Origin of the sequence: Magnetospira sp. QH-2 (assembly GCF_000968135.1) — a bacterium.
Taxonomy (GTDB): Bacteria; Pseudomonadota; Alphaproteobacteria; order Rhodospirillales; family Magnetospiraceae; genus Magnetospira.
This window is the reverse complement of record NZ_FO538765.1, coordinates 772,444-796,800: the sequence shown is the minus strand read 5'-3', so window position 1 is coordinate 796,800 and position 24,357 is coordinate 772,444. Positions and strand designations below refer to the sequence as shown.

The window sequence follows — 24,357 nt, the reverse complement described above, 5'->3', positions numbered from 1 at the left end:
TCAATCGTCCTCGGACATCGGTTCTTCTTCCGCATCCTTGAAAAACGCCTCATCAACCTCAAGTAAAACCTCCTGACGCTTCTTGATGCCGATTCCATGCTTGACCAGAAGTTCGATCAGTTTGTCGCCGTCGATCAGGGTGATCGGTGGGGCACCGGGATGGATCGCCGCATCCTTCGTTCCCTTGGCGAATTTACCCAGCGTGATGATCGTGCCTCGGATGGCGTTGTGATAGTGCAAGGCTCCCCTGAGTTGATCGAGGATCGGGCGGGTGATGGTTCCCTGCTGGCGTTTGACCTGCACGACTTCGGTGATCTCGGTGATGCCGAACTGATAGCGGGCCACCACGTCCACGCCCTTGTCGCCGCTCTGCTTGGTGACGACCACATCTTCGTAATCCATTGCTTCAAGAAGGCTCCCGACCAAGGCTTCGAAAGCGTATGGGTCCATGGATATCAGACGGGATCGAAATTCCTCCAACCGATTGCCGTTGTAGTCGGAGATCGTCTTCCGCATCGAGATCTTCTCGGAAGCAGCACCACCCGCATGTTCACCCAGATAGGTGATCCCGGCAGGCGTGATCTGGTAGGCGTTACCCGTCCTTGAAACGTATCCTCTACCAATCAGGTTGTTCAGTCGCCGACGCATGGTATCGGCAATGCCCTTCGGAGTGGACCACTTGGAGTTTTCCGCAAGGAACTCGCTCCATTCGCCGATCAGGTCCGCTTTGCGGGCCGAGGTCTTGGTGGACAGGATTTCCAGCAGTTTCGGAATGCCTTCGAGGTCATCGATCTCCCGGACAACGGACGACTCGTCACCGGCAAGGAAATCCTTTCCCCTGTCAGTGAGCCGGTAAATCCCAGTCGCATCGGGAGTGAGCAGTTCGTAGCTGTTGACGAACATGTAGTCGCCGTAAATGTGACGGGGATTCACGGTCCATTCGGTCTCTTTCCAAATTCGATGGGCCAGAGCAGCATTGCCCCCGCTCAGGCGTTCGTCGATCCAGCTATCCGGGTCCGACCAATCAACTGGATTCTGAGGTGTTCCGGTGAGGCCGTGGATGGTGTCGATGAGCTTCCGCACGTCCTTCTTGGTGATTCCGTCGAAAATGCCGAGCAACATCCGCACATCCCTGTACAGTGGGTAGATCGGTTTCCTGACTCGCTCGACCTTTCCGGCATCCATGCCCTACAATCCTTCATGATGTGTTTAGATTGGATTCACATCCTACACTTGAGTGATTTGCTGCGTCACGCCAATATGGGATCGGATTGCCGTCCAAGGTGTCAGGGGGCATCATGTGGCCGGTTCCCAAATGCCCACAAGAATCAACGAATCGGAATTCAAACGCTCATGCCTGTCCTAACCTTGCAACAACTGGAATCTCATTTGTGGGGAGCCGCAGACATCCTGCGGGGGTCCATCGATTCTGGTGACTACAAGCATTACATCTTCGGTCTGCTGTTCTTCAAACGCCTCTGCGACGTATGGGAGGAAGAGTACGAACAGAAGCTGGAACAATACGGCGACCAAGACCTCGCCGCCGATCCCGACGAACACCGCTTCCACATTCCCGAAGGCCATTTCTGGAAGGACGTGCGGCAGCACACAACCAACATCGGTGAACACCTGAACGTCGCCTTCCACGCCATCGAGGACGCCAATCACCGGCTTCAGGGCGTCTTCCAGGACGTGGACTTCAACAACAAACAGCGTTTCCCCGACGCCATCCTGGAGAAGCTGCTCCAGCACTTCGAGACCCACCGCCTCCGCCGCACCGACGTGGAGCCGGACATGTTGGGCAACGCCTATGAGTACCTGATTTCCCAGTTCGCCGACGATGCGGGCAAGAAGGGCGGCGAGTTCTATACGCCGAAGATGGTCGTGCGGCTGATCGTCGAATGTCTGCGGCCCGAGGAAGGCATGTCGGTCTACGATCCCACCTGCGGCTCGGGCGGCATGCTGCTGGAGGCGGTCCACTACCTGGAACGCCACGACAAGAATCCGAAAGCCCTCAGCCTGTTCGGGCAGGAGCGGAACCTGAACACCTGGGCCATCTGCCAGATGAACCTGTTCCTGCACGACATCGACGACGCTTTTGTCGAGCGGGGCGACACCCTGATCGATCCGAAGCACCTGGCCGGCGACGGCGTGAAGGCGATCCGTACCTTCGACCGGGTTCTCGCCAATCCGCCCTTCTCGCTCAAGCAGTGGGGCCACGAGGTCTGGACGGCGGGCGACCGGTTCGGGCGGGACAAGTACGGCTGCCCGCCCAAGTCATACGCCGACCTCGCCTTCGTCCAGCACATGGTGGCGAGCCTGAAGGACGACGGCATGCTGGGCGTGGTGCTGCCCCACGGCATCCTGTTTCGGGGCGGTCAGGAAGCCAAAATCCGCCAGGGCATGTTGAAGGATGACATCATCGAAGCGGTGATCGGCCTCGCTCCCAACCTGTTCTACGGGGCGGGCATTCCCGGCTGCATCGTCATCATCCGCAAGACCAAGCCCGCCGAGCGGCGTGGCCGTGTGCTGTTCGTCAACGGGGCGGAGACCTTCGTCGAAGGCAAGGCCCAGAACCACCTGTCGGACGAAAACGTCGCCACCCTGGCCGAGGCATTCCTCGACTACCAGGACAAGGAGCGTTTGGCTCGTGTGGTCGGTCTGACTGAGATCGAGACCAACGACTGGAACCTCAACATTTCCCGCTACGTCCACATCGGCGAGGAGGAGGAGGACCTGGATGTCGCCGAGGAGGTGGAGAAACTGCTCGAACTGCGGGAGCAGCGGGACCGGGCGGAGGAGCGGATGCTCGGCTTCCTCAAGGAGTTGGGCTATGTCGATTGAGGTGCCGGAGGGGTGGGAGAGTGTTCGATTTGACGAGGCAGTTACTCTTCAAAGAGGGTTTGACCTACCTGTGCAAAGAAGGGAAACGGGCGACTTTCCTGTTATTGCCTCGAATGGGATAGTTGGAACTCACAACGAGCCAAGAGTTGAAGGTCCAGGTGTCGTCACTGGGCGAAGCGGCACTATTGGAAAAGTTCTGTTTTTTGATGGGGCGTATTGGCCCCTCAATACGACGCTGTACGTGAAAGATTTTCACGGCAATGATCCGGCCTTTGTTTTCAGATTCTTAGAGCACTTTCGGCTTTCAAGATTTGCCACAGGTACCGGAGTACCAACACTTAATCGGAACGTCGTTCACACCGAACCAATCATCTTCCCCCCCCTTCCCGAGCAACGCCGCATCGCTGAAATCCTCTCGTCGGTGGACGATGCCATTCAGTCCACGCAGGCGGTGATCGAGCAGACCTGCAAGGTTAAGCGGGGCGTCCTGAAACGCCTGCTGACCAAGGGCATCGGCCACACCCGCTTCAAACAAACCGAAATCGGCAAAATCCCCGAGAGGTGGGAGGTCATCCCGCTGTCTCATATCGCCAAAGTTCAGACCGGACTGGCGAAAGGGAAGAAGGATGTATCCGATCCTATTGAGTTGCCCTACCTGCGGGTTGCGAACGTCCAGGACGGATTTGTTGATTTGACGGAAATGAAGATGATTACCGTATCCAAATCGCAGATAGCGAGATATTCACTCGAAGTCGGTGATGTCCTGCTGACCGAAGGTGGGGATTACGACAAGCTGGGGCGTGGCGACGTGTGGAGAGGCCAAATTTCCCCTTGTCTCCATCAAAACCATGTTTTCGCCGTTCGACCCGACCAAAAAAGATTATTACCTGATTTCCTCGCAGCCCTTACTGGTTCGCAATACGGCAAGCAATACTTCCTTAGTTGCTCGAAACGCACCACCAACTTGGCTTCTATCAATTCGACGCAGGTCAAACAGTTCCCTGCCGTTGTGCCACCGTTGGCAGAGCAACAGGCAATAATTGACCGCTTTGACAGCCTCTCAAAAGGTGTGGAGACACACCAACGTCACCTACATCATCTTCAGCGTCTCAAATCAGCCCTAATGACCGACCTCCTCACCGGTCGGGTTCGGGTGATAGGACAGGTTGAAACATTCTTGGAAGCCAGATACGCCGACAACACGGAGGTCATGGAATGCCTGAAAGACCTGTTTCGTCGATACGGTAGATGGGGGCTAAAGGACTCCTCGTTCGAATCTAAGTTCACGAGTGGCCGTGATGCGGATTTTTTCGCCTACCTCTGGGAAATGGTCCTGGCATCCCACTTGAAGAACTTAGGGCTGGACCTCCAATCCGCTGATGAAGGTCCCGACTTCGGTTTTCTCTATAAGGGGCAGAAGATTTGGATCGAGGCTGTTTGTCCTGGCCCCGAAGGTCTTTCCGAGGATTGGCTTCGCATTTCCAAGGCGGGGGAAGCTCCTCGGGCACAAAGTGTACCCCATGAGCAGATGTTGCTGCGTTGGACCGCCGCACTCAAGGAAAAGAAAGAGAAGCTGACGGGGCGGCCCAGACGGAGCGGGGGCTGGAGGCCGGGGTACCTGGAAAAAGAAGTCGTAGGCGGCGGTGAACCCTACGTCGTGGCGGTAAGCTCTTGCCGTTTAGGGCCAACCTCACTTCATCTTCACAATAGCATTTCCCAGCTTCCCTTTGCCGTAGAGGCGGCGTTTCCGGTCGGTCCGATAGAACTGGTGATTGATCGTCAAACCATGAAGACGGTGGATCAGCGTTATTCGAATCGAAGGTTCATCAAAAACCAAAACGATGCTGATGTCCCAACCGACAGCTTTCTCAATCCAGATTACTCGGGAGTGAGTGCCTTGCTGGGGACACCGGCAGGGATCGATGCCGCTTGTGGTGGCAAACCCCCAATTGTCCTGGTTCACAATCCATTGGCCGACAATCCTCTGCCCCAGGGAATTCTGGGGGTGGATCACGAGTTCATCGCCGAAGACAAGGGTGACCACTACGAGCTTCGGGAGGTGCGTTATGACCGCCGATGACCGTCCCCCTCTTGGTGATACCGCCAGCAACAGGGCGATGCGGGTTGTCGCCAGCCTTCCTTCGGCTGTCCCCTTCGCGGGAGGTGTCATTCAAACGGCAGTCACCGAGTTGATCCCAAACGTCCGACTGGAGCGGATCGAGGCATACCTTCTCTATCTCCAGGGGTGTATCGACGAACTCCAGTTGAAGGCCGCCTTGGAGACCCCGGAGGGCCTGGACACATTCGAGGAAGGCATTTGGCAGGCGGCCCGTGCCTTCAATGACGAGCGAAAACAGCAAATTGCGGAACTTGTTGCTGTCGGCTTGAAGTCGGACGGCACGAAACAGGCTGCCGCTCGCCATTTCCTTCGTATCCTGACTCAGATCGATGACCGGCAGATTGTGCTGCTGAGCAACTACCTGCCGGAGAACCTTCCACAAAGGTCTCCAGCGGAGAGAGTTCAGCAGTCATATTACGTCGCCCTCAGCGAAGGACGGTCTGTCAAGGAGTTGAATGGCCTCAAGGAAATCGACGAGGGCGACCCCGAACTACAGTTAAATGCCGCGATGATTGGACACCTCTCCTCATTCGGATTGATCGAAGAGGATGCGGACCTGGACAACATGGGGCCGCCACTGGTTTCGAGACGGTTTCATCTGACCCCTTTGGGTTTTGACTTTCTGATTTTCATTGGCGTTGGGAGAGCGTGAAATGTGGTTTTGGGGGCGAAAAAACATAGAGGTCGAAACAGCCTGGAGAACCGATAGCCCACCCTCGGCTAGTCGGAACCGCTGGGGGGAACTCTACCCTAAATATCCAAATGTCTATAATGCGTTGGGTTTCAGTGAGCAGTTCAGCATCAGTCCTTGGAATTTCGTCTCTTCAGCTATCAGATGCTCGGCATTCAAATCAGCTTCCAAGTCTATAAACCTTGCTGCATTTCATTTTGCGATGGCACTCCTTTCGCAAACAAAAAAGACCGGATCAGGAATAACGCTTGGACCCGGAGGCTTCGCTTCCTGGAAAGATTTCATGCGAACCGGCGTAACGGGACAGTTCGGGGCGGCTCTGGGAACCCTTTACATGGATGCTTGCGGTTTCGCATGGCAAGGCCACTGGGAAGAGGTGGTCGGGTCTTCATCGGGAGCAACGCCCGATTTCGTTTACTCCGATGGGCTAGGGATTTCACTCTGTGAAACGAAGGGATCGACCGGCACTCCTACAACGGTTGAGCAACGATTGAAGACGGAGTGGCGTCGTCAAATTCAGAGTAATCTAATTGGGAGGGCTTGTGGTTTACCCATCTCTGACGGTTTGTGTATTGGAGTCCGGTTGCCTGAGAACGATCCAATTGAGCTATTTTTTACTACGAACCGGTCTCCAACAGGTACAAGCCTCTCTCCATCAACCTACCCACTTGGTCCGCACTCGATTTCTGCTTCGTTTATTCCCTATCACTACTCGGCAATTTCCCGATTGCTACGATTGCCTCGAATGGCTGGCAAGCTACGGCGACGTATGGATTCCGAGCCTATCATGCAAACTCACAAACGAGATGCAGTTGGCGTATTCGAAGCAGGTGGTAGAGAATTCATGACGCATCATCGTTCTTCTTGGCCCATCTGCTGGGACGGTCGTCCCTACAGGATTACTTTTGGCCTTCTGAAGGAAGTCATGGAACCAGTTTACAGACTCGCAGAATACCCTAACGAGGATGATGGGAGTGTCAATCGCCGGGACTGGGGCGAAGACTTTCCGATTGAATGGGCCGATGACTACACCTTGTTCGGCGACGGAACGGTTGCAATTCTTCACAGGTCTCCTGTTCCAGAATTGCGTAGAGTAGGATGGAACGATCAAGAACGACGCTTTGACTGAAGGTTGAACTTACCAGGGTGTATGGCAGGACTATTCATTATAAGAAGTCGTCACTCAGAAATTGGTGGGTTGCCCTTCAATTGGGGGAAGCATGAGCAGCGAATGGCACCTCGCCGAAAAGCCGACCATCCAGTGCCTTGAGGGCATGGGCTACGGCTTCGTCAATCCCGCCGACCACGTGGGTCTGCGGGATGGCGACAATCTGGTGCTGTTCCGCCCCATCCTGATCAATGCCCTGCGACGCTTAAACGGGCTGTCGGAGGAAGACGCCCGAGCCGCCTACGTCGATCTGCTGACAAAGAGCGACAACGAGGAATGGCTCGGCATTCTGCGGGGTAATTACAGCCGCAAGGTCTCGGGGCAGGCGGAACACAAGACCGTCCGGGTCATCGATTTTCAGAACCCCGCCAACAACACCTTCTCGGTCACCCGCCAACTCTACGTCAAATCGGAGAAACCGGGCATTCCCGACGTAGTGGTCTACGTGAACGGCATCCCGGTGGTGGTCATCGAATGCAAGTCGCCGCTGAACGCCAAGGACAAGAGCGGCGAGGCGTTCGATCAGATCAAGCGGTACGAGCGGGACATCCCCCGATTGTTCCATACTAACTGCTTCAACATCATCACGGACGGTACCAACTGCCTCTATGGCTCCACCGGCAGCCCGTCGAAGTTCTACGGCTCCTGGCGTGATCCCTGGCCGAAGCTGGAGGCGGATTTCCCCGATGAGCTTTCCAAGGGACTGTGGTCGCTGTTGGAGCCGTCCCGGCTGCTCGATCTCATCGCCCACTTCATCGTCTTCGAGAAAACTGAGGAAGGCCGGATCAAGAAAATCTGCCGATATCAGCAATTTCGTGCGGTCAACAAGATGGTCGAGCGGGTGGTCGAGAACGAGCATCGCCGGGGGCTGATCTGGCACACCCAAGGATCGGGCAAGTCGCTGACCATGGTGTTCGCTGCCCTGAAGATGAAGACGCATCTGACCGAGACCTCGCCCGAACTCGCCAATCCCAACCTGATGGTACTCACCGACCGTATCGATCTCGATGATCAGATCAGCGGCACCTTCCAGGCATGCGGGCTTCCCAATCCCGAACGGGCGGAGTCCATCGGTGATCTGCTCGACACCATTCGCAGCGGCATCGACGGCCAGACGGTGCTGTCCACGGTGTTCAAGTTCCAGGGGTCGAAGACGCCGGTTCTGAATTCTGCAAGCTGGATCGTCATGGTGGACGAATGTCACCGCACCCAGGAAAAAGACCTCGGGGCTCTCCTGCGAGCGACGCTGCCCGATGCCCGCTTCTTCGGATTCACCGGGACACCCGTCAAAAAGACCGACCGTGACACCTACCGCAACTTCGGCGTCGAAGGGGAAGGCTACCTCGACAAGTACGGTATCGACGATGCGGTGGCGGACGGGGCAACGGTGCCGATCTTCTATACCGGACGCAAAGCCGACTGGCACATCGACGAAGCCAAGATCGACATTCTGTTCGACCAATGGTTCGCCGACCTGCCGAACGAGGAACTAGAGAAGGTCAAGAAGCGGGGCGTGACCATCGCCGATCTGGTGAAGCACTCCAAACGGATCGACCTCATCGCCTTCGACATCTGGACGCACTTCAAAGCCTACGCCGTCCCGGATGGCTTCAAGGCTCAGATCGTCGCCATCGACCGGGAATCGGTCGTTCTCTACAAGCGGGCTTTGGACCGTGTAATCGCTGAGGATTTGGTCAAAGAGGGGCTTGCTGCGGACGAGGCCAGGGATCAAGCTACCGCCATGTCGGCCTGCGTCTTCTCCCAATCCCAGGAAGACGACAAGCCGTCAGAGGATGCCCGCACTGAAGACATCCGAAGCGATCTCCGCCGCCTCTTTCTGGATCGAGATGTCGAGACTGCCGTCAAGGCAGCGTTCAACCGCAAAGGAGAAACACCCGACTTCCTGATCGTCTGCGACAAGTTATTGACCGGGTTCGATGCACCCATCGAGTCCGTGATGTATCTCGACAAGCCGCTGAAAGAGCATTCGCTGCTGCAAGCAATCGCCCGAACCAACCGGGTTGCGGACGAGCGAAAGAAAAACGGGTTGATCGTCGATTACATCGGGGTCTCCAAAAAGCTCGACGAAGCCCTGTCGTCGTACCGTAGCGACGACGTGAAGAATGCAATGCGGAACCTTGACGACCTCCGGTCACAACTGCGGGCTACCCATGCGACGGTTGTCGGATTGATGAAGGGAGTGAAGCGAAACAAGGGCGATCTGAAGAAGGAATACGATGCCCTGGTCAGCACGCTGAACAGCGAGGACCAATGGTTCCTGTTCCGGTCAAAGGCTCGGGATTTCATCTCCCACTATGAATCCCTCAGCCCTGATCCATCCGTGCTTGAGTTCACGCTTGATCTGAAGTGGGTTGCAGGTTTCCTCCGCTACGCCACGCAGGTTTTCGAGAAACGCGAAGCCTTTGACCAACAGACCTATAGCCGCAAGATCAGAGACATGCTGGAACAGCATTTGGATGCAACGGGTTTGAGCGTCACCGTCAAACTGCGGCATATAACCGATCCCCAATTCTGGGATGATTTCGAAACCGAGGACATGACGGAGGATGACCTCCAGACCGCAGCCATTCGCAAGACCACGGAACTTCGCAAGACCGTCTACGAAAAACTCGGTGAGAACCCGCATCGATATGGGAAATTCTCCGACCGCCTGAAGGAACTGCTGGAACGGATGGAGGGTGCTCAACTGTCTTGGGCGGATAAACTCAAGGTGGCGGAAGAACTGGCAAAGGACATCGACGCCGAAGCCAAGGCTCACAAGGGTACGGGATTGTCGGAAGACGCATATGGCATTATGAAGGTGCTGGAAACCTTCCTGCCCGAAGGCTTCGCACTGGATGATCTGACAGATGCCGCCCGAAAGATCGAGGGCATCTATGGCGATACACCGCCGTTGTGGCAGGAAAAGGCGGAACTACGAAAAACACTCCGGCAACAGGTCCGTCAGATGGCACATGAACTGGGATTTGGAAACTTGAAGGCTCTATCCGAGGAAATCGAGGAATTCGCCCTGAAGACCTTCTCCAAGGCGTAAGCATGCCCATCCTCACCGTTGGCAAAACCCATATTCCCTATGTACTGAAAAGGTTCGGCTTCGGGGAGCGTGCCAGAATTACAGTGACCCCCGAGATGGTCGAAGTCATTGTTCCCGAAGGTACACTCGACGAGCAAATCGATGGTGCCTTGCATCGACGGCGAGCTTGGATATTCGAGCAGCACATCCGTATGCAGGAAGCAGCGGCGAACATTCCATCTATCCATCGTTTCAGATCAGGTTCGAAGATTCCATACCGGGGAAGGATGATCCGCCTGCAAGTGGTGCCGACCGACGACAGTCTCGTCCACGTCTCCTACCGGAACGGTTTTCTTATCGAATGCCCCACATCGCTGCCGGAATCGACCCGAGATATCCTGATCGAAGATGCTCTGAATCTCTGGCTGAAGAAGCGATTACGGTTAGATATCGCCCAGTTCGTGCGTCGCCACGGCGAACCCAACGGTCTCGTTCCCAAGGATTTCCGCATCAAGGATCAGAAACACCTCTGGGGCAGTTGCGGGCAGGATCGCATCATCAATTTGAACTGGCACCTCATCTTCGCCCCGAAAACAGTGCTGGAGTACGCTGTCGCCCACGAACTCTGCCACCTGCAACATCGCAAACATAACCGGTCGTTCTGGGGTTTGGTCGCTTTTATAGTTCCTGACTTCGAAGCCCGTAAAACTTGGCTGCAAAGAAACGAGAACTTACTGACCGTCAGACGAATTGAACCTACTATGACTTAACGAAACGACGAGTTCACGTCTTAGAGTGCCTGCTTCTCTTCTTGAGAGAATCGCCTTTCTGCCGATTGATTCTGGTGTTCAACGCTTGGAGATTTCGAGTCGCATCACAGTCAGTCGCTTGTCGGTAGGAAGGTTGACATACTTTCGCTTGGCGACAGCCCGGACGGTTTGATCGATGTAATCCACAAGCCCATACGGATTCTGGACGATTCTGGTTCTTGTTTGATGGGTGGTCATTGAGGTGTTCCTTGGTCGTTGCTCTATACGATCAAGGTCGGTTTGAAATCACCTCCGGCCAAGGCCAGAGATAAAGACTGATACCAATTTGCTTCCCGCCGTGGCCTGCGGGCCGACTTGTTGAAGTTTTTTGACGCTCACGCGGCAATTTCTAGAAATACTATGGCTTACATTTTGAAGTCTGCGATCAGTCACCCGCTGTTCATCACCCGATACACGCTCGCTCGACCGATATTGAGGGTGCGAGCGATTTCCGATACTCCCTTTCCTTCGGCTCGCAGACGAGCAACCTCATCCCGATCGATGGTCGGCTTCCGGCCTTTATAGACACCCGCAGCCTTTGCCTTGGCGATACCCTCCATCTGCCTTTCAGAACGAAGATTGGTTTCGAATTCGGCGAAGACGCCCAGCATGTCGAGGAATGCCTTGCCTGCCGCCGTGCCGGTGTCGATGGGTTGCTCCGTCGCTTTGAGGATCACGCCGCGTTCTTTCAAATCGTGGACAAGATTTTGGAGGTCTCGAATCGAGCGGGCGAGCCGGTCGATCCGGGTGACGACCAGTGTGTCGCCGTTGCGGAGGAAATCGAGCAGGGTTTCGAGTTCCTTTCGGCCATCTCGACTGGTGCCGGAGACCTTTTCCGCTCGGATGATGTCGCAGCCGTATGAACGCAACGCCTGCTCCTGGATGGTCAGGTCCTGGTCGGTCGTGCTGACCCGTGCATATCCATAAACCGCCATTCCGCCCTCCGGTGTCTCATATACCTTTAGACCGTGCCACGAACCGGAGATTCGTCAATACGAGGCACCCGAAAAAGACGGTTTTAATGTCTCAAATTCGGACATTGTTTGGGTGTACCCGAATGAGACGGGTCAGCCGGGATCAGGTTCTTTCGGCTTGATTGAGGAAATGTCCCGTTCAGCAATCTGCCAGCAAATCGCATCAACAATGTTGATTAGGCTAATCGCCTCATGCTCAAAATCTTGCTGACGGCTCGGGTGCCACTGGCCTTTTGTGAACCCATTCGCATGTTGCACCAGACCTCGAAGGTTATAGATGAACCTGAGAATTCCCTCGGTGCCTGGGTGGTCCGAGATTTTGGGATATTTCTCCAGAATGATCGCCAAACTCTTTGAGGGCGAGTTTAGCAATTCGCCTTGGATAGCGTTCTTGAGGATCGCTGATTTTCGGAACTCACTGAGCGTTGCATCCCTCTTGCTTTTGCCATTTGCGAAAAGGGTCTCGATGCAAAGGTAAAGATTTCTAATCGCTTCAATGTATCGCCGATTGTTGTAGTGAGATGCCCCGACCCGGTAATGAGCTAGTGCCGCTGCTTCAGGCCCGGTTGAGTTCGAGGCCACTATGCATTTCACAAGAAACAGGTGATTAAGCGGATCGTACCTGCTTTCTGGTTCACTGGGCGGCATAGAGAACCCAGCGAATAACCCTTCGTCCAGGTCGTCGCCCTCCTCAGAAATCCATCGTACATCAATGTGCCGAAACTGAATTTCTTCGAGTCCATAGACACTGAGATAGCTTTCGAGATTGATAATCTGCTGCTCGATCATCTGAAAATGGAATGCGTCTGGATTTACGGAAAATGGGAACTGCGGAATATCAGCGTTCGGGTCTTGCTCTACGGTGACAAGGGTAGGCCATTTCTCCTTGGGAATGTTGCTCAACTCGATGACGAGCGAATTGACGAACCCAGTAGTCTCGTCAGCCATAAAATAGAACGACCAATCATATAACTGAATTGGCTCGTCCTTCTGGACTCGGAGGGTCCCAGTCACCGGCAGAGTGAACGCAACCTTCAAAGGAGACCTCCACCTTGTTGGGTTAAGCCGACCATTCCGCAATCCGCCTGTTGAGTTCCCTCACTGGCAACCGACAACGGGGGTGCTGTTTAATCAGAACCAAGCACTCCGCCAGTTCATTCGGGGCAATCACGTCGTGTTCGTGCAGGAGATCGGCGATCCATAAGATGCCATGAACCTCGATGCCTTTTTCCGTCGAGATTTCCCGAAGACGCCTATCGCCGCTCATCAGGATCGCCTTCTTCTCTTCGGCGAGGACAAGAGCGAAGCAGTCATGTTCGCTGAGTTGAGTGCGATATTCCTCGAAATAGGAGAACGCCTTCAACACACCATTGCCTTCAAGAACGCTGACGTGGAAACCGAATTCGACGAGTTGATCACGGTCATAGTTGTCGAGGTCTAGAAGCTCGTCCACGAACATCACGTCCGGGATTTCAAATCGAAAAGGCAGTTTCCCTGTGGCTTCCAGCAACCCTGCCAGAGCCAAATCCATCAAGACAGAACTGTCACTGATGACGATCCTTGGCACCGGACAATCCCTCGGTCATGGCGGTTTCGACCAACTTGACAGGTTCGCCCAGCAGTTCAGCCGCTTTGGTTACGGAAATCAGGTCCTCGGCCAAGGCTCGATAACACAACCTTTGGAACCGCTTAGGTCTTTCATAGTGGCCGCTGCGTTCCTCAGACTCGATGGGGTTTGGCTCAGTCCTTCTCCAAGTTCGTCCAACTGATCTGAAAATTCTGGTCAGTTTGTCGTTCGAGAGAATGTCGATATCCCTCAGACGAACAATGAATGCAGCAGCACTGACCCGGTACATTCGCTTGAAGGTCATCACTTCTTCGACACCTACGAAATGCCGGTAATCTCCAACCTCTCGAATGATGTGTTCGCTAGGCATCAAGAACGCTCCAGCGAAACGGGTAGCTGCCTTTTCCTCGATCTTGCTTGGAGCCTCAAACAAACGGTGCCCCAACTCATGTGCGAGCGTCATTCGTCGTCGTTCCAAAGGATGGTCCTTGTTGACGACGATGACCGGAACATCCGGTACTCCCTTTCGTTCAACGATGCAGGTCAGTCCAGAAACGTTGTTTGGAAGCGAGAGCATCATCACCTTGATGCCTTTTTCTTCCAGCAACTCAGTCAGATTTGGGATTGGGTCGAGACCTAGATTCCATCGCTCACGCACCTCGGATGCAATTCCCTCTGCATCCTCGATGTCTTCAATGGAACGCCGCTTAAATGGAGCATGCCACGCAGCACTATCGAGATTGAGAATTTCCTCGATGATTAGATAGCGTTCGACATGCTCGATGACACGGGCTTCAACCTCGGCTCGCTCTTGAGCTTTGGTCCCTGAGTGTTTGCGGAAATCAACTTCGACCAGCTTGGCCCCGGTCGGGGCAGCAAAAAAGTCCATCCCCACGCCAAGGGTCTTGCACAACGAGATCAGCACGGTCGAGTTGGGCATCATCTCGTCCCGCTCATATTTCCCGATAGCCTGTGCGGAAACGATCCCTCCCATTTCGTCGGAGAGGGCACGCAACGATAGACCGGCCTTTTTCCGGGCCAGCTTCAACCTCTCACCAAACATCGATCATCTCCGGTTTACAAAATGAATTTTTTTCTTTATTTGTAAACCTACGGGATTCGTTCGTCAAGCGGAATGCATACGAACGAATGACGGCATGGGTTGCAGCCCATGCCGTCATCAAATCTCGACAGCCGCTTGATGGTTTGGGGCGGCTGGCGATGTCGCTATTCCATAGCTAGAGAAATCTAGCGAAACATCGGCGTCGTGAAAAGTCTGAACCGCAAACTCGTAGCGATGGAGATGATAATGGCTACGAATCCCCCAACCGGTGATAATCGCCGGAATGGAGCGGTGAGAGACCGTTCCCAGTTCCAGAATCCGAACAACGGTATCTGGTACAAGCGTGATGAGAATACTGGTCGCATCATGGACGGCAAGGCCGATGGCACCAAGTTCAAGGGTGTTCGCCGGGAAAAGCCGAAAGGGAAGTAAACAGTTCCACTGTTTGCGAAACCGCCCGGTGGGTAACCACCGGGCGAACCCGACCTAATAAGCAATTGGCTCGACATCCGATAACCTAGTGACTGGTGAATTCCATCTGGGGAGAAACGGAATGTGGAAGAAGGTCAGTTTTTACCGAGACGATATTTACCAACGTGTTTGGGCAGCCCCTCTCAAGAAGGTCAGTGCCGAACTAGGTGTCAGCTAACACCAATGAAGCGATGGAAGAATGGTTGCGTTGGGGGCGTCGCCAAGCGGATCGCCTCGATCCACTGAAAGAGTCTCCGCCATCCATCCTGGACGAGAACCTCGGACCTCATGGGCGATCATGGTGAGTCCTAGAAACACCTCCGCGTTTCGAAGCTGAGTCCAATCGCCTTCAATCTCTTACTCAAGCCCAATTTCACGCTGATTCCAGGGCTGAAAACCGCCTTTATTTTGAAGGGGTTCCAGGAATATTCTGGGGACATCCTGGGGGCAAAGTAAAACGCCCGAGCAAGCGATCTCGAAAAATCGCCCTTAACACACTGATTTTCTTTGGAAAAATGGTGGGCACGACAGGGATTGAACCTGTGACCCCCGCCGTGTGAAGACGGTGCTCTCCCGCTGAGCTACGTGCCCCCAAGGGGATGACCCCAATGGATGGACGGTTCGTATAAGGAACCCCCGACCTTCTGTCAAGGAAAGCCGGGGATCTTGCGCGGTTTTCTAGAGGAACTTTTCGATCAACGCCGGCAGTTCATCGAAGTGATCGATAACCGCCACCGAAGGCAGTTCGTTCACCGGGATGCGCGTATAGCCGAAAGATACCAGGATCCCCGGCACCCCGGCATCGCGGGCGGCATAGGCGTCGTTGGGACTGTCGCCGACCAGCAGGGCGTGCTCCGGCGCCACGCCCAGGGCATCCAGGGTAGCGAAAATATGGCCCGGATCCGGCTTCTTCACGTCACAGGCATCGCCGCCCAGGACCGCCGAGAAATAATGCGCCAGATGCAGTTCGGCCAAAATCTCCACCGTCGGCGCCTGAGGCTTGTTGGTGCAGACCCCCAAGGTGTAATGACCGCTGGCTTTCAGATCATCGAGTACCTTGATGATACCCGGATAGGGCACGGTCTCGTCGGTGTTGTGGCCTTCGTAGTAGCCCATGAAGTCCTCAATGCGGGCCTTCAGGTATTCCCCGGTGGCTTCCTCGCCGGTGGCGGCAAAGCCACGCTCCACCAAAACCGGCACCCCATCGCCGATCATGTTGCGCACGGACTCGATGGGCAGCGCCGCGCGCCCCTCTTGGACCAGGGTCTTGTTGAGCGCGTTCATCAGGTCCGGTGCGCTGTCCACCAGCGTACCGTCCAGATCAAAAATAATGGCCTTCATGGAACATCCCCTATTCAGTCAATTTGGCGCTTGGCGCGCCGTCTGGCTTATGTCAGTCTGCGGCATTCTCCAGCCTATGTAGTGAACTGATTTCAAATGACCAAGGAAAAAACCGCCGCCATCGTGCTTGCCGCCGGTCTCGGCACCCGTATGAAGTCCTCCTTACCCAAGGTCATGCATCGGGTTGCCGGTCGCCCCATGGTCCAGCACCTGCTGGCCACCGTGGAGACCCTGAGCCCAGACAAGATCGTCGCCGTCATTGGTCCGGACATGGATGATCTGGCCGCCGCCGTGGCCCCCCATCCCACGGCCGTTCAGACCGACCGCCTGGGCACCGGCCATGCCGTTCTGGCCGCCAAGGAGGCCTTGGATGGCTTTGAAGGTGATGTGCTGATCATGTTCGGCGACTCTCCCTTGCTCACGGCGGAGACCATGACCCGCATGCTGGCTGCCCGGCGCGACCATCCGGGAACCGCCGTGGCGGTCCTGGGATTCCGCACCGACGATCCCGGCGCTTACGGACGCCTGGTCACCGGGTCTCATGGCCGATTGGAAGCCATTGTCGAGGCCAAGGATGCCAGCGACGAGCAACTGAAGATCAATCTGTGCAACTCGGGGCTCATGTGTGTTTCGGGCAAGCATCTGTTCCGGCTGTTGGGTCAGGTAACCAACGACAATGCCAAAGGCGAGTTCTACCTCACCGACATCGTCGCCATCGCCCATGCGGAAGGCTTGGACTGCGTGGTGGCGGAAGGTGACGAGGAAGAACTTCTCGGCGTCAATTCGCGGGTCGAACTGGCCCAGGCCGAACGGTTGGTGCAGCAAAAAATGCGCAATGCCGCCCTGGCCGCCGGGGTCACCATGATCGAGCCGGACACGGTCTGGTTCAACTGGGACACCCAGATCGGCCAGGATGTCACCTTGCAACCCAATGTGTTCTTCGGCCCCGGCGTCACCGTTGGCGACGGCGTGACCGTCAAGGCCTTCAGCCATCTGGAAGGCTGCTCCATCGGCGCCAAGGCCCAGGTTGGCCCCTTCGCCCGGCTGCGTCCCGGCGCCAAAATCGGTGAACAGGCCAAGGTGGGCAATTTCGTCGAGATCAAGAATGCCGACGTGGAGCAAGGCGCCAAGGTCAGCCATCTGACCTATATCGGCGATGCCCGCATCGGGGCGGATGCCAACATCGGCGCGGGTACCATCACCTGTAACTATGATGGCTACCTGAAGCATAAAACTGACATCGGCGCGGGCGCCTTCATCGGCTCCAACAGCGCTCTGGTCGCTCCAGTCACCATTGGCGACGGTGCCATCATCGGCGCGGGCAGTGTGGTCGCGCGTGATGTGGCGGCGGATGCCCTGGCCGTCACCCGGGCCGAACACCGAGAGATTAAAGACTGGGCCCCGCCCTTCCGCGAACGCAAAGCGGCGGAAAAAGCGGCGCGCAAGAAAAAGTAAGGAGACAGGATCGTGTGCGGGATTATCGGCATTATCGGCAAGGCAGAAGTCACGCCCCTGCTCATCGATGGACTGCGGCGGCTGGAATACCGGGGATATGACTCCGCCGGGGTCGCCATTATCAGCGACAAAAAAATTGCCCGGCGCCGCGCCGAGGGCAAGTTGAACAACCTGCAAAAGCTGGTTGAAACCGATCCGGTCTCCGGGACCATCGGCATCGGCCATACCCGGTGGGCCACCCATGGCGCCCCCACCGAAGCCAATGCCCACCCGCACAGCGACGGCAAGGTGGTGCTGGTCCATAACGGGATCATCGAGAACTATCAGGATCTGCGCAAGGAACTGGCCGCCGAAGGACATAACTTCGAGACCGAAACCGACACTGAAGTGGTGGTGCATCTGGTCAGCAGTTTTATCGACAAAGGCCTGTCGCCTCGGGACGCGGTCGCCCAAACATTGAAGAAACTACACGGCGCCTTTGCCCTGGCCATCCTGTTTTCCGGCCATGATGAACTCATGATCGGCGCCCGGCGAGGCAGCCCGCTAGCGGTGGGTTATGGCGACGGCGAAATGTACTTGGGCTCCGACGCTTTGACCCTGGCCCCACTCACCCAGCGCATCTCTTATTTGGAAGAAGGCGATTACGCCATCGTCACCCGCGAGGGAGCCGAGATCTATGACTCTGACGACCAGTCGGTCGAGCGCGAAATCAAACTGACCGCCACCTCGGGCGCGATGATCGGCAAGGGCAACTATCCCCACTTCATGCTCAAGGAGATCTATGAGCAGCCCGCCGTGATGGGCGATACTCTCCAGGCCATTCTCAATCCTTGGAACCGCACGGTCACCCTGCCCGACCTGCCCTTTGATCCAACCCATATCTCACGCATCACCATTGTCGCCTGCGGCACCTCGTTCTATGCCGGGATGGTTGCCCGCTATTGGTTGGAAAAGCTGGTGCGGGTGCCGGTGGACATCGATATCGCCTCGGAGTTCCGGTATCGGGACGTGGACCTGCCCGCCGGGGGCGTGGCGCTGTTCATCTCCCAGTCCGGCGAGACCGCCGATACCCTGGCCGCACTGCGTTTCGCCAAGCAACAGGGGCAGAAGATCATCTCCTTGGTCAATGTGCCGGAAAGCTCCATGGCGCGGGAATCCGATCTGATCCTACAGACCAAGGCCGGACCGGAAATTGGCGTTGCCTCCACAAAGGCCTTTACAACTCAGCTAACCGTGCTGGCCTGTCTGGCCATCGGCCTGGGCAGCCAACGGGGTAGTATCACCAAGGAAACGGTGGCCGGTCTCTGTCAGGCGCTGACCGAAGTGCCGACCCGCGCCAATGACGTGCTGGTACACGACGAGCGGCTGGCCGAGTTGGCCCATGAAATTGCCGAGGCCCGAGACGTGCTCTATCTGGGGCGCGGTACCGGCTATCCCATCGCCCTGGAAGGCGCACTGAAGCTCAAGGAGATCAGCTATATCCACGCCGAGGGCTATGCGGCGGGTGAAATGAAGCATGGCCCCATCGCGCTGATTGATGAAACTGTCCCCGTGATTGTGGTGGCCCCGTCGGACGAGCTGTTCGAAAAGACCGCCTCGAACATGCAAGAGGTCATCGCCCGCGGCGGTCGGGTGATCTTCATGTCCGACAAGGCCGGCATCGAGAAATTGGGGAACATGGCAGCCGCCACCATTGAACTGCCCACCGTCGACCCCTTTGTCGCGCCGATCCTCTATGCCATTCCGGTCCAGTTGCTGGCATACCACACCGCTTGCATCAAAGGCACCGACGTGGATCAGCCGCGCAATCTGGCCAAAAGCGTGACCGTGGAATAGGTGCGACCCTATTGGAATCAAACACGATGTGATCTAACGGCGCATCCCTATTCCCGCAAGACGCCCGAACAAGGTCATTCCTTTGTTCACCCTCCTGGCGAAGGGACCGTCAACCACTATCGCCTGAGTGACAAGGGCCGCCAGGCCGCTGACGGTTCCAATCACCTTTGCTATGCCTAGGGCGCCCATGCGGGAAATCAGGTCAATCTGGCCCCGCGCGGCAACAACATGAACCGCCACCGTCACGGGAACGGCTTTGGCGACCAGGGCGAGAGATCCTTCCAAGCCGTCGATGACCGTTCCAGCCACGGCGATGCCCCAGGCCGAAATATCCCACTGAGAGCGTGTCCGACCCAGCAAGTCATCTGTAAAAATAGCGCTTTGATCAGCCCCAGCGCCATACAGGTGGCCCGTACTATGAGCGGACCAGTCCATGGTCGAGGGGGACACGAAATCGACGCCATCAGCCACCGAGATATCGGCCGAGATCGGGCTTGTGCCTGGCGGAAGATAGGTCGCGCCTTCATGGGAGGCATTGTTGCTTGAGGCCCCATCCCCATTGCTACTGACCGGCCAATCATATGCCAGTCCCGCCCCCGATCCGATCACGACACAGTTGGCCACCGTGGATTTGGAATTGTTCAGGCGGCGCAGTCCGTATCCGGCATTGGCCTTGATGATGCAGTTCAAAACATAGCCATCCTTGCTGTACTGGAAGGCTTTGATGGCATGACTCCCCGCATGGGTGGATTGAGATTCAACATAACAGTTGAGGATTTTGCCATCGTCATAGGTACTGTCGATACCGTTGGACAGATTATGGGCTCCAGAGGTACGGATCAGGCACCGTTGCAAGATTCCGTTGGTCCCGTTGGCGGTATAGGTCAACCCCCGGCCATTGTTTCCGGTCGTGGTATTGTCGATGACCAGATCTTCAATCGTCATATGGGGGACATCGACGGTAACCAAAAACCCATAGCTCTTGGCCAGCACGATCCTGGCACCCGCGCCAAAGGTCCCACCATGAGAAATGCCGGCAACAGGTCGAAGGGTGCAGGGATAAGCACTGGTCGGGGTAAACCCGGAGAAATTGACCAATTCATCAAACACATCATCGGCAAGCTCACCAATCTGTTCTTCGTCCCAAGGGTCGATCGATGCGAGGTGGGAGATCCAATCAGAGATGGTCGGGTGCTGTTGGCCGGGGCCAATGGTTCTTGTGGCCATTATCTGTCCTCCTCGGGCACATAGGTCACAATGCCCGGCTTGTCGACTTGCTGAGTGACGGCCGTCAGATCAGGTCGGTTAATCCAGAAATAGTGATGCAAGGTGGCGCGATACCGCCCATGCAGGGGATGCTCGTCGTCACCTGATTGATCATAACGTGACTCCAAATCGCGTCGTTCAAGCCCGGCATAGTCGAATTGATATCGACGCTGGTGGGTAGCGTAGGTGATGGCATCCATACCCTGTTCCAATAGGAAATCAGGCGAGATGAGCAGCCCGGGCAAGCGGATCAGCACGGTCCGCCCATGCCATTGCCCCGGATGCATCTCCGGGTCGCCCCAGCCCCAATCGAAGCCATCCGGTTTGACCGCCAGCACGTCCCCGGCAACAAATGTGCCGGGGTGCGCAAGGGGATTAACCGCCTGTATCAGAAGTTCCGACATGATTCAGGCTCCTCAAATGGAGAACAGCCCATTGGGCGTCTCGAGAGTCAAAGGGCCGTCGATGTTGCCGACGTCCTGGCCAAAGTCCTGATGCCCGAGGATCAATCCGGAACCGACGTGAAACCACACGGCATAGCGGGCATCGGTGAATCCGCTCGCATCTTCGTCGATGACCACGTCGTCACAGTCCAATGCCTTGCTGGACCATGGAAAAGTCACACCGCTCAGAGTCATCGGGCCGGTGTAGGCCGTGCCGGTGGCTGCCACCTGATTGCCGGAATGATCGCTCCAGGCCTGGCCGGTTTCGGCGGTCGCATCAAAAGTCGCCGATGCCGTGACCAGGCCGACTTGAAAACTGTCCACATCGAAATCGATACTCGCCAATCCGGTCAGCATTTGATGGTGGACCCATTTGTGGGGCACGAATGTCGTTGAAATACTCATGATCAATACTCCTCCAAGAGGGCCGCAGCGGCCTTCCATTCACGGGTCCAGCGATCAATGCTGGCGGCCAAATCCTTGACCCGGCCTTTGTAGGCATCCCGGGCCAGCGTTCCGCTCTCGACTCGTTTGAGTGCCTGCGCCTTGGCGGCCCGCAGGTCCTCAAGGCGTTGGGCGGCACGTTCCTTGCGAAGACGTGCTTCGTTTTCGGAACGGGGAATCCGGATGTCGCGAGAGGCTTGCGGCACGATTTTTTTGCGTCCAAATCCAAACATCATTGCCTCCTATTCAAGAAATGACATCTCGACATCGACATCGGCGGCATCCGCACGTTTGAAAGCGATGTGAGAATGGTTGCGGGTGGCGATCAGCAGCCGGTCGCCGCCCTGAGAGCCATAGAGAAAGTCGCTGTCATCGGTGGCCACGACGTCGGCGTCGCCGAGCGCATATCGCACGTCATTGGATTTCCCGACGAACGTCACCGCGACGGCACCGGCGGGAATGGCGATACGGCTCGAGCTGATGCCCGCTGTCACCTTTTGAGCGGTACCGGGCATAATTCCCAATATCTGGATGGGATGCCCATTGTCGTCCTTGTCTAGCAGCATGAGTCTCTCCTTTATGCTTAGGTTTTGTATATGTTCCTGCATTTATCAGGAACATTTTTTCCTGTCAAACTTTTTTTATGATTAAATTTTCTTTCATTGTTTTTATTCCTTTTTTTCGGCAAAAGCTGCTCATGTCACGGGATTGAGCAAGCACGGTTGATTTCAGCAAGAACCCATAGGATGATGCGGCCAACGCGCATGAAACCGCCGCGCCTAGCGCGTGTCGGGTCCAATCGGACCCGTTGGACACGCGCGTCCCTATTGGGATCGATCACGATTTTCGTGTTTGATCGAATCCGATCAAATACGACGTGATCTAAGGGGTACGGGATAGCGATTGAGGACACTGATTTCAGGTATGGATGAATCGCTGCGCGTTCTGGTTAACGGCCTGCATGCGAAAAGCGGCGGCGGCGTTACTTATTTGCGTGAGCTCACGCCCCGATTGGCTGCCCGGGCGGACTTGGATGTCACTCTGCTGCTGCATGAAAATCAGAGGGAGCTTTATCCGAAGCTCCCGGAACAAATGGCCATTCACTGGGTGAATTTCGACAGTGGCTTCGCCAAGTTGCTGATCTGGGAGCAATTGAAGCTGCCCGCTCTGGCCCACACCCTGAAGGCGGATGTCACCTACTCCCCGGCCAATTTCGGACCGCTGTTCGCCCCTAAGCCGGTGGTATTGTTGCGCAATACGCTGGCCGTCGGACAAACCGACCGGCGGCTATCTAAGCAAATCTATTGGATGGTGCTGGGGTGGATGACCCATTGGTCGGTCCGCCGGGCGCCGGTGGCCCTGGCCGTATCCCGCTACGCCGGAGACGTTCTTACCGAAGGCCTGCCCGCCAAACAGAAAAGCAAAATGGTGGTGGTACCCCATGGAGTCTCGCCTCTTTATTCCCCTGACGGGGCACCTCGGGAGGCGTTTCTTCTGGCTGTCGGAGATATCTATGTTCAAAAGAATCTGCATGGATTGGTGGAAGCCTTGGCCCTGTTGAAGGACGCCTTGCCGGACCTGACACTGAAGATCGCCGGCCGCCCCATCGACGGAGACTATCTGCAACGGATCGAATCCCGGATCCGGGAGCTGGGACTGGGTGGGCGGGTCGCCTTTCTCGGTCACCAGTCAGCAGAGGAGCTGCGGGACCTGTATCGTCGGTGCCGCCTGTTCGTTTTCCCTTCCCTGGCCGAAACCTTCGGCAATCCGTTGGTGGAAGCCATGGCCTGTGGTGCGCCCGTGGCTTGCGCCGAAGTCACCGCCATGCCGGAAGTGGCCGGAAAAGCCGTGCAATATTTCGATCCCGCGGAACCAGTGGATATGGCAATGATACTCAAGAGTATGTGGACCGATGAAACGCTCCGTGCCGAATATGCTTCCCGCGCCCTGGAACGGTCGCACCTGTATTCCTGGGAGGAAACGGCCCGAAAAACCGCCGAGGCACTATTGTCAACGGCGGAACCTACGACTTCGGTTGTGTGAAAAGAGCGCGCCGGTTAGGATCGTCAATCGATGGAGGGGGTAGCCTTGATGCGGCAATGGGCCCGGATGACTTTGGTGATGGTGAGTGTATTGGCGGGCGCCTTGGCGATGCCCGGCACATCCCATGCCGGGCCAGCCTATGGATTCGTCGGCATCCAGATCCAGGGCATCGATAAATCCCTGGCTGAAATCCTCGATCTACCGGACGAGAACGCCATCTTGGTTCGCGATGTAGCGGCGGATGGTCCGGGGGCTGCGGCCGGTTTGCGACGCGGCGACCTGATTCTTTCGGTCAACGGGAAACCGACGGCCCATGCCGACCTGCTCAAGCTGATGCAGACCACCAAGCCTGGCGATACATTGACCTTGGTGATCCGTCGCAATGGCAAGGAACAGGCCATCCAGATTCCCTTGGCCGATTGGCATGATTCATGGGCAATCACCCGGGGTGCCTTTGCCACCCTGCCCACCCACGGCATCACCTTGTCGGCCTTGACCGGGAAGCTCAAGGAGCGCTTTCGCGATAAATTTGCCCTACGATGGGGTACCACCGGCGTACTGGTAACCATTGTCGATGCCAAAAAAGCGGGCGAAGACATTTCCCTGGTCCCTGGCGACGTCATTTTGCAGATCAATCAGCAAGACGTCTGGCTGCCCAAGCAGTTTACGGTCAAGCTCGCGGAAGCCAAGAAAAAGGGGAAAAAGCAGGTGCTGCTGATGATCCAGCGGCCCAGCGGCTATTATTACATGCTGTTTCCGATCCGCTGACTTCAGGTTTCGATGAAACGA

Annotated in this window: 22 protein-coding genes and 1 tRNA gene; 11 read left to right on the top strand and 12 right to left on the bottom strand. The window is 56.2% G+C overall.

The window, feature by feature from the left end:
- Positions 1-1,122 carry a restriction endonuclease gene (locus MGMAQ_RS03885; protein ID WP_198409155.1) on the bottom strand — a complete coding sequence of 374 codons (1,122 nt, stop codon included), beginning with the start codon at positions 1,120-1,122 and terminating at the stop codon, positions 1-3.
- Between the two features lie 231 nt (positions 1,123-1,353).
- On the opposite strand from MGMAQ_RS03885, the gene MGMAQ_RS03880 reads away from it, so the two are divergent.
- The 6 genes from MGMAQ_RS03880 to MGMAQ_RS03860 all read left to right on the top strand — a co-directional run bounded on the left by MGMAQ_RS03880 (position 1,354) and on the right by MGMAQ_RS03860 (position 10,626).
- Complete coding sequence (locus MGMAQ_RS03880) at positions 1,354-2,844, top strand: type I restriction-modification system subunit M (protein WP_046020514.1); 1,491 nt, start codon at positions 1,354-1,356, stop codon at positions 2,842-2,844.
- Entirely contained in the window at positions 2,834-4,924 is a 2,091-nt protein-coding gene (locus MGMAQ_RS19255; protein ID WP_052716093.1) for a restriction endonuclease subunit S, read from the top strand. Before MGMAQ_RS03880 ends, MGMAQ_RS19255 begins: the two co-directional genes overlap by 11 nt.
- Positions 4,911-5,615, top strand: a complete 705-nt coding sequence (locus MGMAQ_RS03870; RefSeq protein ID WP_046020513.1) for a hypothetical protein — start codon at positions 4,911-4,913, stop codon at positions 5,613-5,615. The genes MGMAQ_RS19255 and MGMAQ_RS03870 overlap by 14 nt, the downstream gene beginning before the upstream one ends.
- Positions 5,616-6,441: 826 nt before the next feature.
- Positions 6,442-6,783: a hypothetical protein gene (locus MGMAQ_RS20630; protein WP_148560830.1), complete on the top strand. Its 342-nt coding sequence runs from the start codon at positions 6,442-6,444 to the stop codon at positions 6,781-6,783.
- A gap of 91 nt (positions 6,784-6,874) precedes the next feature.
- The gene (locus MGMAQ_RS03865; protein ID WP_046020512.1) at positions 6,875-9,877 is read left to right on the top strand and encodes a type I restriction endonuclease subunit R; all 3,003 of its coding nucleotides are present in this window, start codon (positions 6,875-6,877) and stop codon (positions 9,875-9,877) included.
- A 2-nt stretch (positions 9,878-9,879) separates the two neighbouring features.
- Positions 9,880-10,626 carry a M48 family metallopeptidase gene (locus tag MGMAQ_RS03860; RefSeq protein ID WP_046020511.1) on the top strand — a complete coding sequence of 249 codons (747 nt, stop codon included), beginning with the start codon at positions 9,880-9,882 and terminating at the stop codon, positions 10,624-10,626.
- A 428-nt stretch (positions 10,627-11,054) separates the two neighbouring features.
- On the opposite strand, the gene MGMAQ_RS03855 is transcribed toward MGMAQ_RS03860, so the two are convergent.
- The 4 genes from MGMAQ_RS03855 to MGMAQ_RS03840 all read right to left on the bottom strand — a co-directional run bounded on the left by MGMAQ_RS03855 (position 11,055) and on the right by MGMAQ_RS03840 (position 14,269).
- A complete protein-coding gene (locus tag MGMAQ_RS03855) occupies positions 11,055-11,600 on the bottom strand; it encodes a recombinase family protein (protein WP_046020510.1) in 546 nt (181 codons plus the stop codon).
- A gap of 132 nt (positions 11,601-11,732) precedes the next feature.
- Positions 11,733-12,677 carry a hypothetical protein gene (locus MGMAQ_RS03850; RefSeq protein WP_046020509.1) on the bottom strand — a complete coding sequence of 315 codons (945 nt, stop codon included), beginning with the start codon at positions 12,675-12,677 and terminating at the stop codon, positions 11,733-11,735.
- Between the two features lie 22 nt (positions 12,678-12,699).
- Positions 12,700-13,170, bottom strand: a complete 471-nt coding sequence (locus tag MGMAQ_RS03845) for a hypothetical protein (protein ID WP_148560828.1) — start codon at positions 13,168-13,170, stop codon at positions 12,700-12,702.
- Between the two features lie 13 nt (positions 13,171-13,183).
- Positions 13,184-14,269, bottom strand: coding sequence for an ImmA/IrrE family metallo-endopeptidase (locus MGMAQ_RS03840; RefSeq protein WP_046020507.1), 1,086 nt, complete (start codon positions 14,267-14,269; stop codon positions 13,184-13,186).
- Between the two features lie 246 nt (positions 14,270-14,515).
- Between MGMAQ_RS03840 and MGMAQ_RS03835 the strand changes: the two genes are divergently transcribed.
- Entirely contained in the window at positions 14,516-14,701 is a 186-nt protein-coding gene (locus tag MGMAQ_RS03835; RefSeq protein WP_046020506.1) for a hypothetical protein, read from the top strand.
- 555 nt (positions 14,702-15,256) lie between these two features.
- Here the strand turns inward: MGMAQ_RS03835 and MGMAQ_RS03830 are convergent.
- Positions 15,257-15,331: transfer RNA gene (locus tag MGMAQ_RS03830), tRNA-Val, on the bottom strand.
- A gap of 87 nt (positions 15,332-15,418) precedes the next feature.
- The gene (gene gph / locus MGMAQ_RS03825; RefSeq protein ID WP_046020505.1) at positions 15,419-16,081 is read right to left on the bottom strand and encodes a phosphoglycolate phosphatase; all 663 of its coding nucleotides are present in this window, start codon (positions 16,079-16,081) and stop codon (positions 15,419-15,421) included.
- Between the two features lie 96 nt (positions 16,082-16,177).
- Between gph and glmU the strand changes: the two genes are divergently transcribed.
- On the top strand, positions 16,178-17,536 hold the full coding sequence (glmU, locus tag MGMAQ_RS03820) for a bifunctional UDP-N-acetylglucosamine diphosphorylase/glucosamine-1-phosphate N-acetyltransferase GlmU (RefSeq protein WP_046020504.1): 1,359 nt from the start codon (positions 16,178-16,180) through the stop codon (positions 17,534-17,536).
- A gap of 12 nt (positions 17,537-17,548) precedes the next feature.
- Entirely contained in the window at positions 17,549-19,372 is a 1,824-nt protein-coding gene (gene glmS / locus MGMAQ_RS03815; protein ID WP_046020503.1) for a glutamine--fructose-6-phosphate transaminase (isomerizing), read from the top strand.
- Between the two features lie 33 nt (positions 19,373-19,405).
- Here glmS and MGMAQ_RS03810 read toward each other — a convergent pair whose 3' ends face one another.
- Genes MGMAQ_RS03810 through MGMAQ_RS03790 form a run of 5 tightly spaced genes read right to left on the bottom strand, consistent with a single transcriptional unit; the run spans position 19,406 to position 22,091 of the window.
- Positions 19,406-20,599 carry a right-handed parallel beta-helix repeat-containing protein gene (locus MGMAQ_RS03810; protein WP_046020502.1) on the bottom strand — a complete coding sequence of 398 codons (1,194 nt, stop codon included), beginning with the start codon at positions 20,597-20,599 and terminating at the stop codon, positions 19,406-19,408.
- On the bottom strand, positions 20,599-21,042 hold the full coding sequence (locus tag MGMAQ_RS03805; RefSeq protein ID WP_046020501.1) for a hypothetical protein: 444 nt from the start codon (positions 21,040-21,042) through the stop codon (positions 20,599-20,601). Before MGMAQ_RS03805 ends, MGMAQ_RS03810 begins: the two co-directional genes overlap by 1 nt.
- Positions 21,043-21,054: 12 nt before the next feature.
- Positions 21,055-21,486, bottom strand: a complete 432-nt coding sequence (locus MGMAQ_RS03800) for a hypothetical protein (RefSeq protein WP_046020500.1) — start codon at positions 21,484-21,486, stop codon at positions 21,055-21,057.
- A 2-nt stretch (positions 21,487-21,488) separates the two neighbouring features.
- Positions 21,489-21,761, bottom strand: coding sequence for a hypothetical protein (locus MGMAQ_RS03795; protein ID WP_158498765.1), 273 nt, complete (start codon positions 21,759-21,761; stop codon positions 21,489-21,491).
- A gap of 6 nt (positions 21,762-21,767) precedes the next feature.
- Positions 21,768-22,091, bottom strand: coding sequence for a hypothetical protein (locus MGMAQ_RS03790; RefSeq protein ID WP_046020498.1), 324 nt, complete (start codon positions 22,089-22,091; stop codon positions 21,768-21,770).
- Positions 22,092-22,449: 358 nt separating this feature from the next.
- Here MGMAQ_RS03790 and MGMAQ_RS03785 point away from each other — a divergent pair, with 358 nt between their 5' ends.
- Positions 22,450-23,568, top strand: coding sequence for a glycosyltransferase family 1 protein (locus tag MGMAQ_RS03785; protein ID WP_052716092.1), 1,119 nt, complete (start codon positions 22,450-22,452; stop codon positions 23,566-23,568).
- Positions 23,569-23,598: 30 nt separating this feature from the next.
- The gene (locus tag MGMAQ_RS03780) at positions 23,599-24,336 is read left to right on the top strand and encodes a PDZ domain-containing protein (RefSeq protein ID WP_082085248.1); all 738 of its coding nucleotides are present in this window, start codon (positions 23,599-23,601) and stop codon (positions 24,334-24,336) included.
- Positions 24,337-24,357: the final 21 nt, after the last annotated feature.

Bases quoted from the DNA above. Each gene is read 5' to 3' on its own strand.
- MGMAQ_RS03780 (WP_082085248.1), top strand. From the start codon at position 23,599: ATGGAGGGGGTAGCCTTGATGCGGCAATGGGCCCGGATGACTTTGGTG.
- glmU (WP_046020504.1), top strand. From the start codon at position 16,178: ATGACCAAGGAAAAAACCGCCGCCATCGTGCTTGCCGCCGGTCTCGGC.
- MGMAQ_RS03855 (WP_046020510.1), bottom strand. From the start codon at position 11,600: ATGGCGGTTTATGGATATGCACGGGTCAGCACGACCGACCAGGACCTG.
- MGMAQ_RS03835 (WP_046020506.1), top strand. From the start codon at position 14,516: ATGGCTACGAATCCCCCAACCGGTGATAATCGCCGGAATGGAGCGGTG.
- MGMAQ_RS03885 (WP_198409155.1), bottom strand. From the start codon at position 1,122: ATGTTGCTCGGCATTTTCGACGGAATCACCAAGAAGGACGTGCGGAAG.
- MGMAQ_RS03880 (WP_046020514.1), top strand. From the start codon at position 1,354: ATGCCTGTCCTAACCTTGCAACAACTGGAATCTCATTTGTGGGGAGCC.
- MGMAQ_RS03785 (WP_052716092.1), top strand. From the start codon at position 22,450: ATGGATGAATCGCTGCGCGTTCTGGTTAACGGCCTGCATGCGAAAAGC.
- MGMAQ_RS19255 (WP_052716093.1), top strand. From the start codon at position 2,834: ATGTCGATTGAGGTGCCGGAGGGGTGGGAGAGTGTTCGATTTGACGAG.
- MGMAQ_RS03800 (WP_046020500.1), bottom strand. From the start codon at position 21,486: ATGAGTATTTCAACGACATTCGTGCCCCACAAATGGGTCCACCATCAA.
- MGMAQ_RS20630 (WP_148560830.1), top strand. From the start codon at position 6,442: ATGCAAACTCACAAACGAGATGCAGTTGGCGTATTCGAAGCAGGTGGT.
- MGMAQ_RS03860 (WP_046020511.1), top strand. From the start codon at position 9,880: ATGCCCATCCTCACCGTTGGCAAAACCCATATTCCCTATGTACTGAAA.
- MGMAQ_RS03805 (WP_046020501.1), bottom strand. From the start codon at position 21,042: ATGTCGGAACTTCTGATACAGGCGGTTAATCCCCTTGCGCACCCCGGC.
- MGMAQ_RS03865 (WP_046020512.1), top strand. From the start codon at position 6,875: ATGAGCAGCGAATGGCACCTCGCCGAAAAGCCGACCATCCAGTGCCTT.
- MGMAQ_RS03845 (WP_148560828.1), bottom strand. From the start codon at position 13,170: ATGGATTTGGCTCTGGCAGGGTTGCTGGAAGCCACAGGGAAACTGCCT.
- MGMAQ_RS03795 (WP_158498765.1), bottom strand. From the start codon at position 21,761: ATGATGTTTGGATTTGGACGCAAAAAAATCGTGCCGCAAGCCTCTCGC.
- gph (WP_046020505.1), bottom strand. From the start codon at position 16,081: ATGAAGGCCATTATTTTTGATCTGGACGGTACGCTGGTGGACAGCGCA.
- MGMAQ_RS03810 (WP_046020502.1), bottom strand. From the start codon at position 20,599: ATGGCCACAAGAACCATTGGCCCCGGCCAACAGCACCCGACCATCTCT.
- MGMAQ_RS03870 (WP_046020513.1), top strand. From the start codon at position 4,911: ATGACCGCCGATGACCGTCCCCCTCTTGGTGATACCGCCAGCAACAGG.
- MGMAQ_RS03840 (WP_046020507.1), bottom strand. From the start codon at position 14,269: ATGTTTGGTGAGAGGTTGAAGCTGGCCCGGAAAAAGGCCGGTCTATCG.
- MGMAQ_RS03790 (WP_046020498.1), bottom strand. From the start codon at position 22,091: ATGCTGCTAGACAAGGACGACAATGGGCATCCCATCCAGATATTGGGA.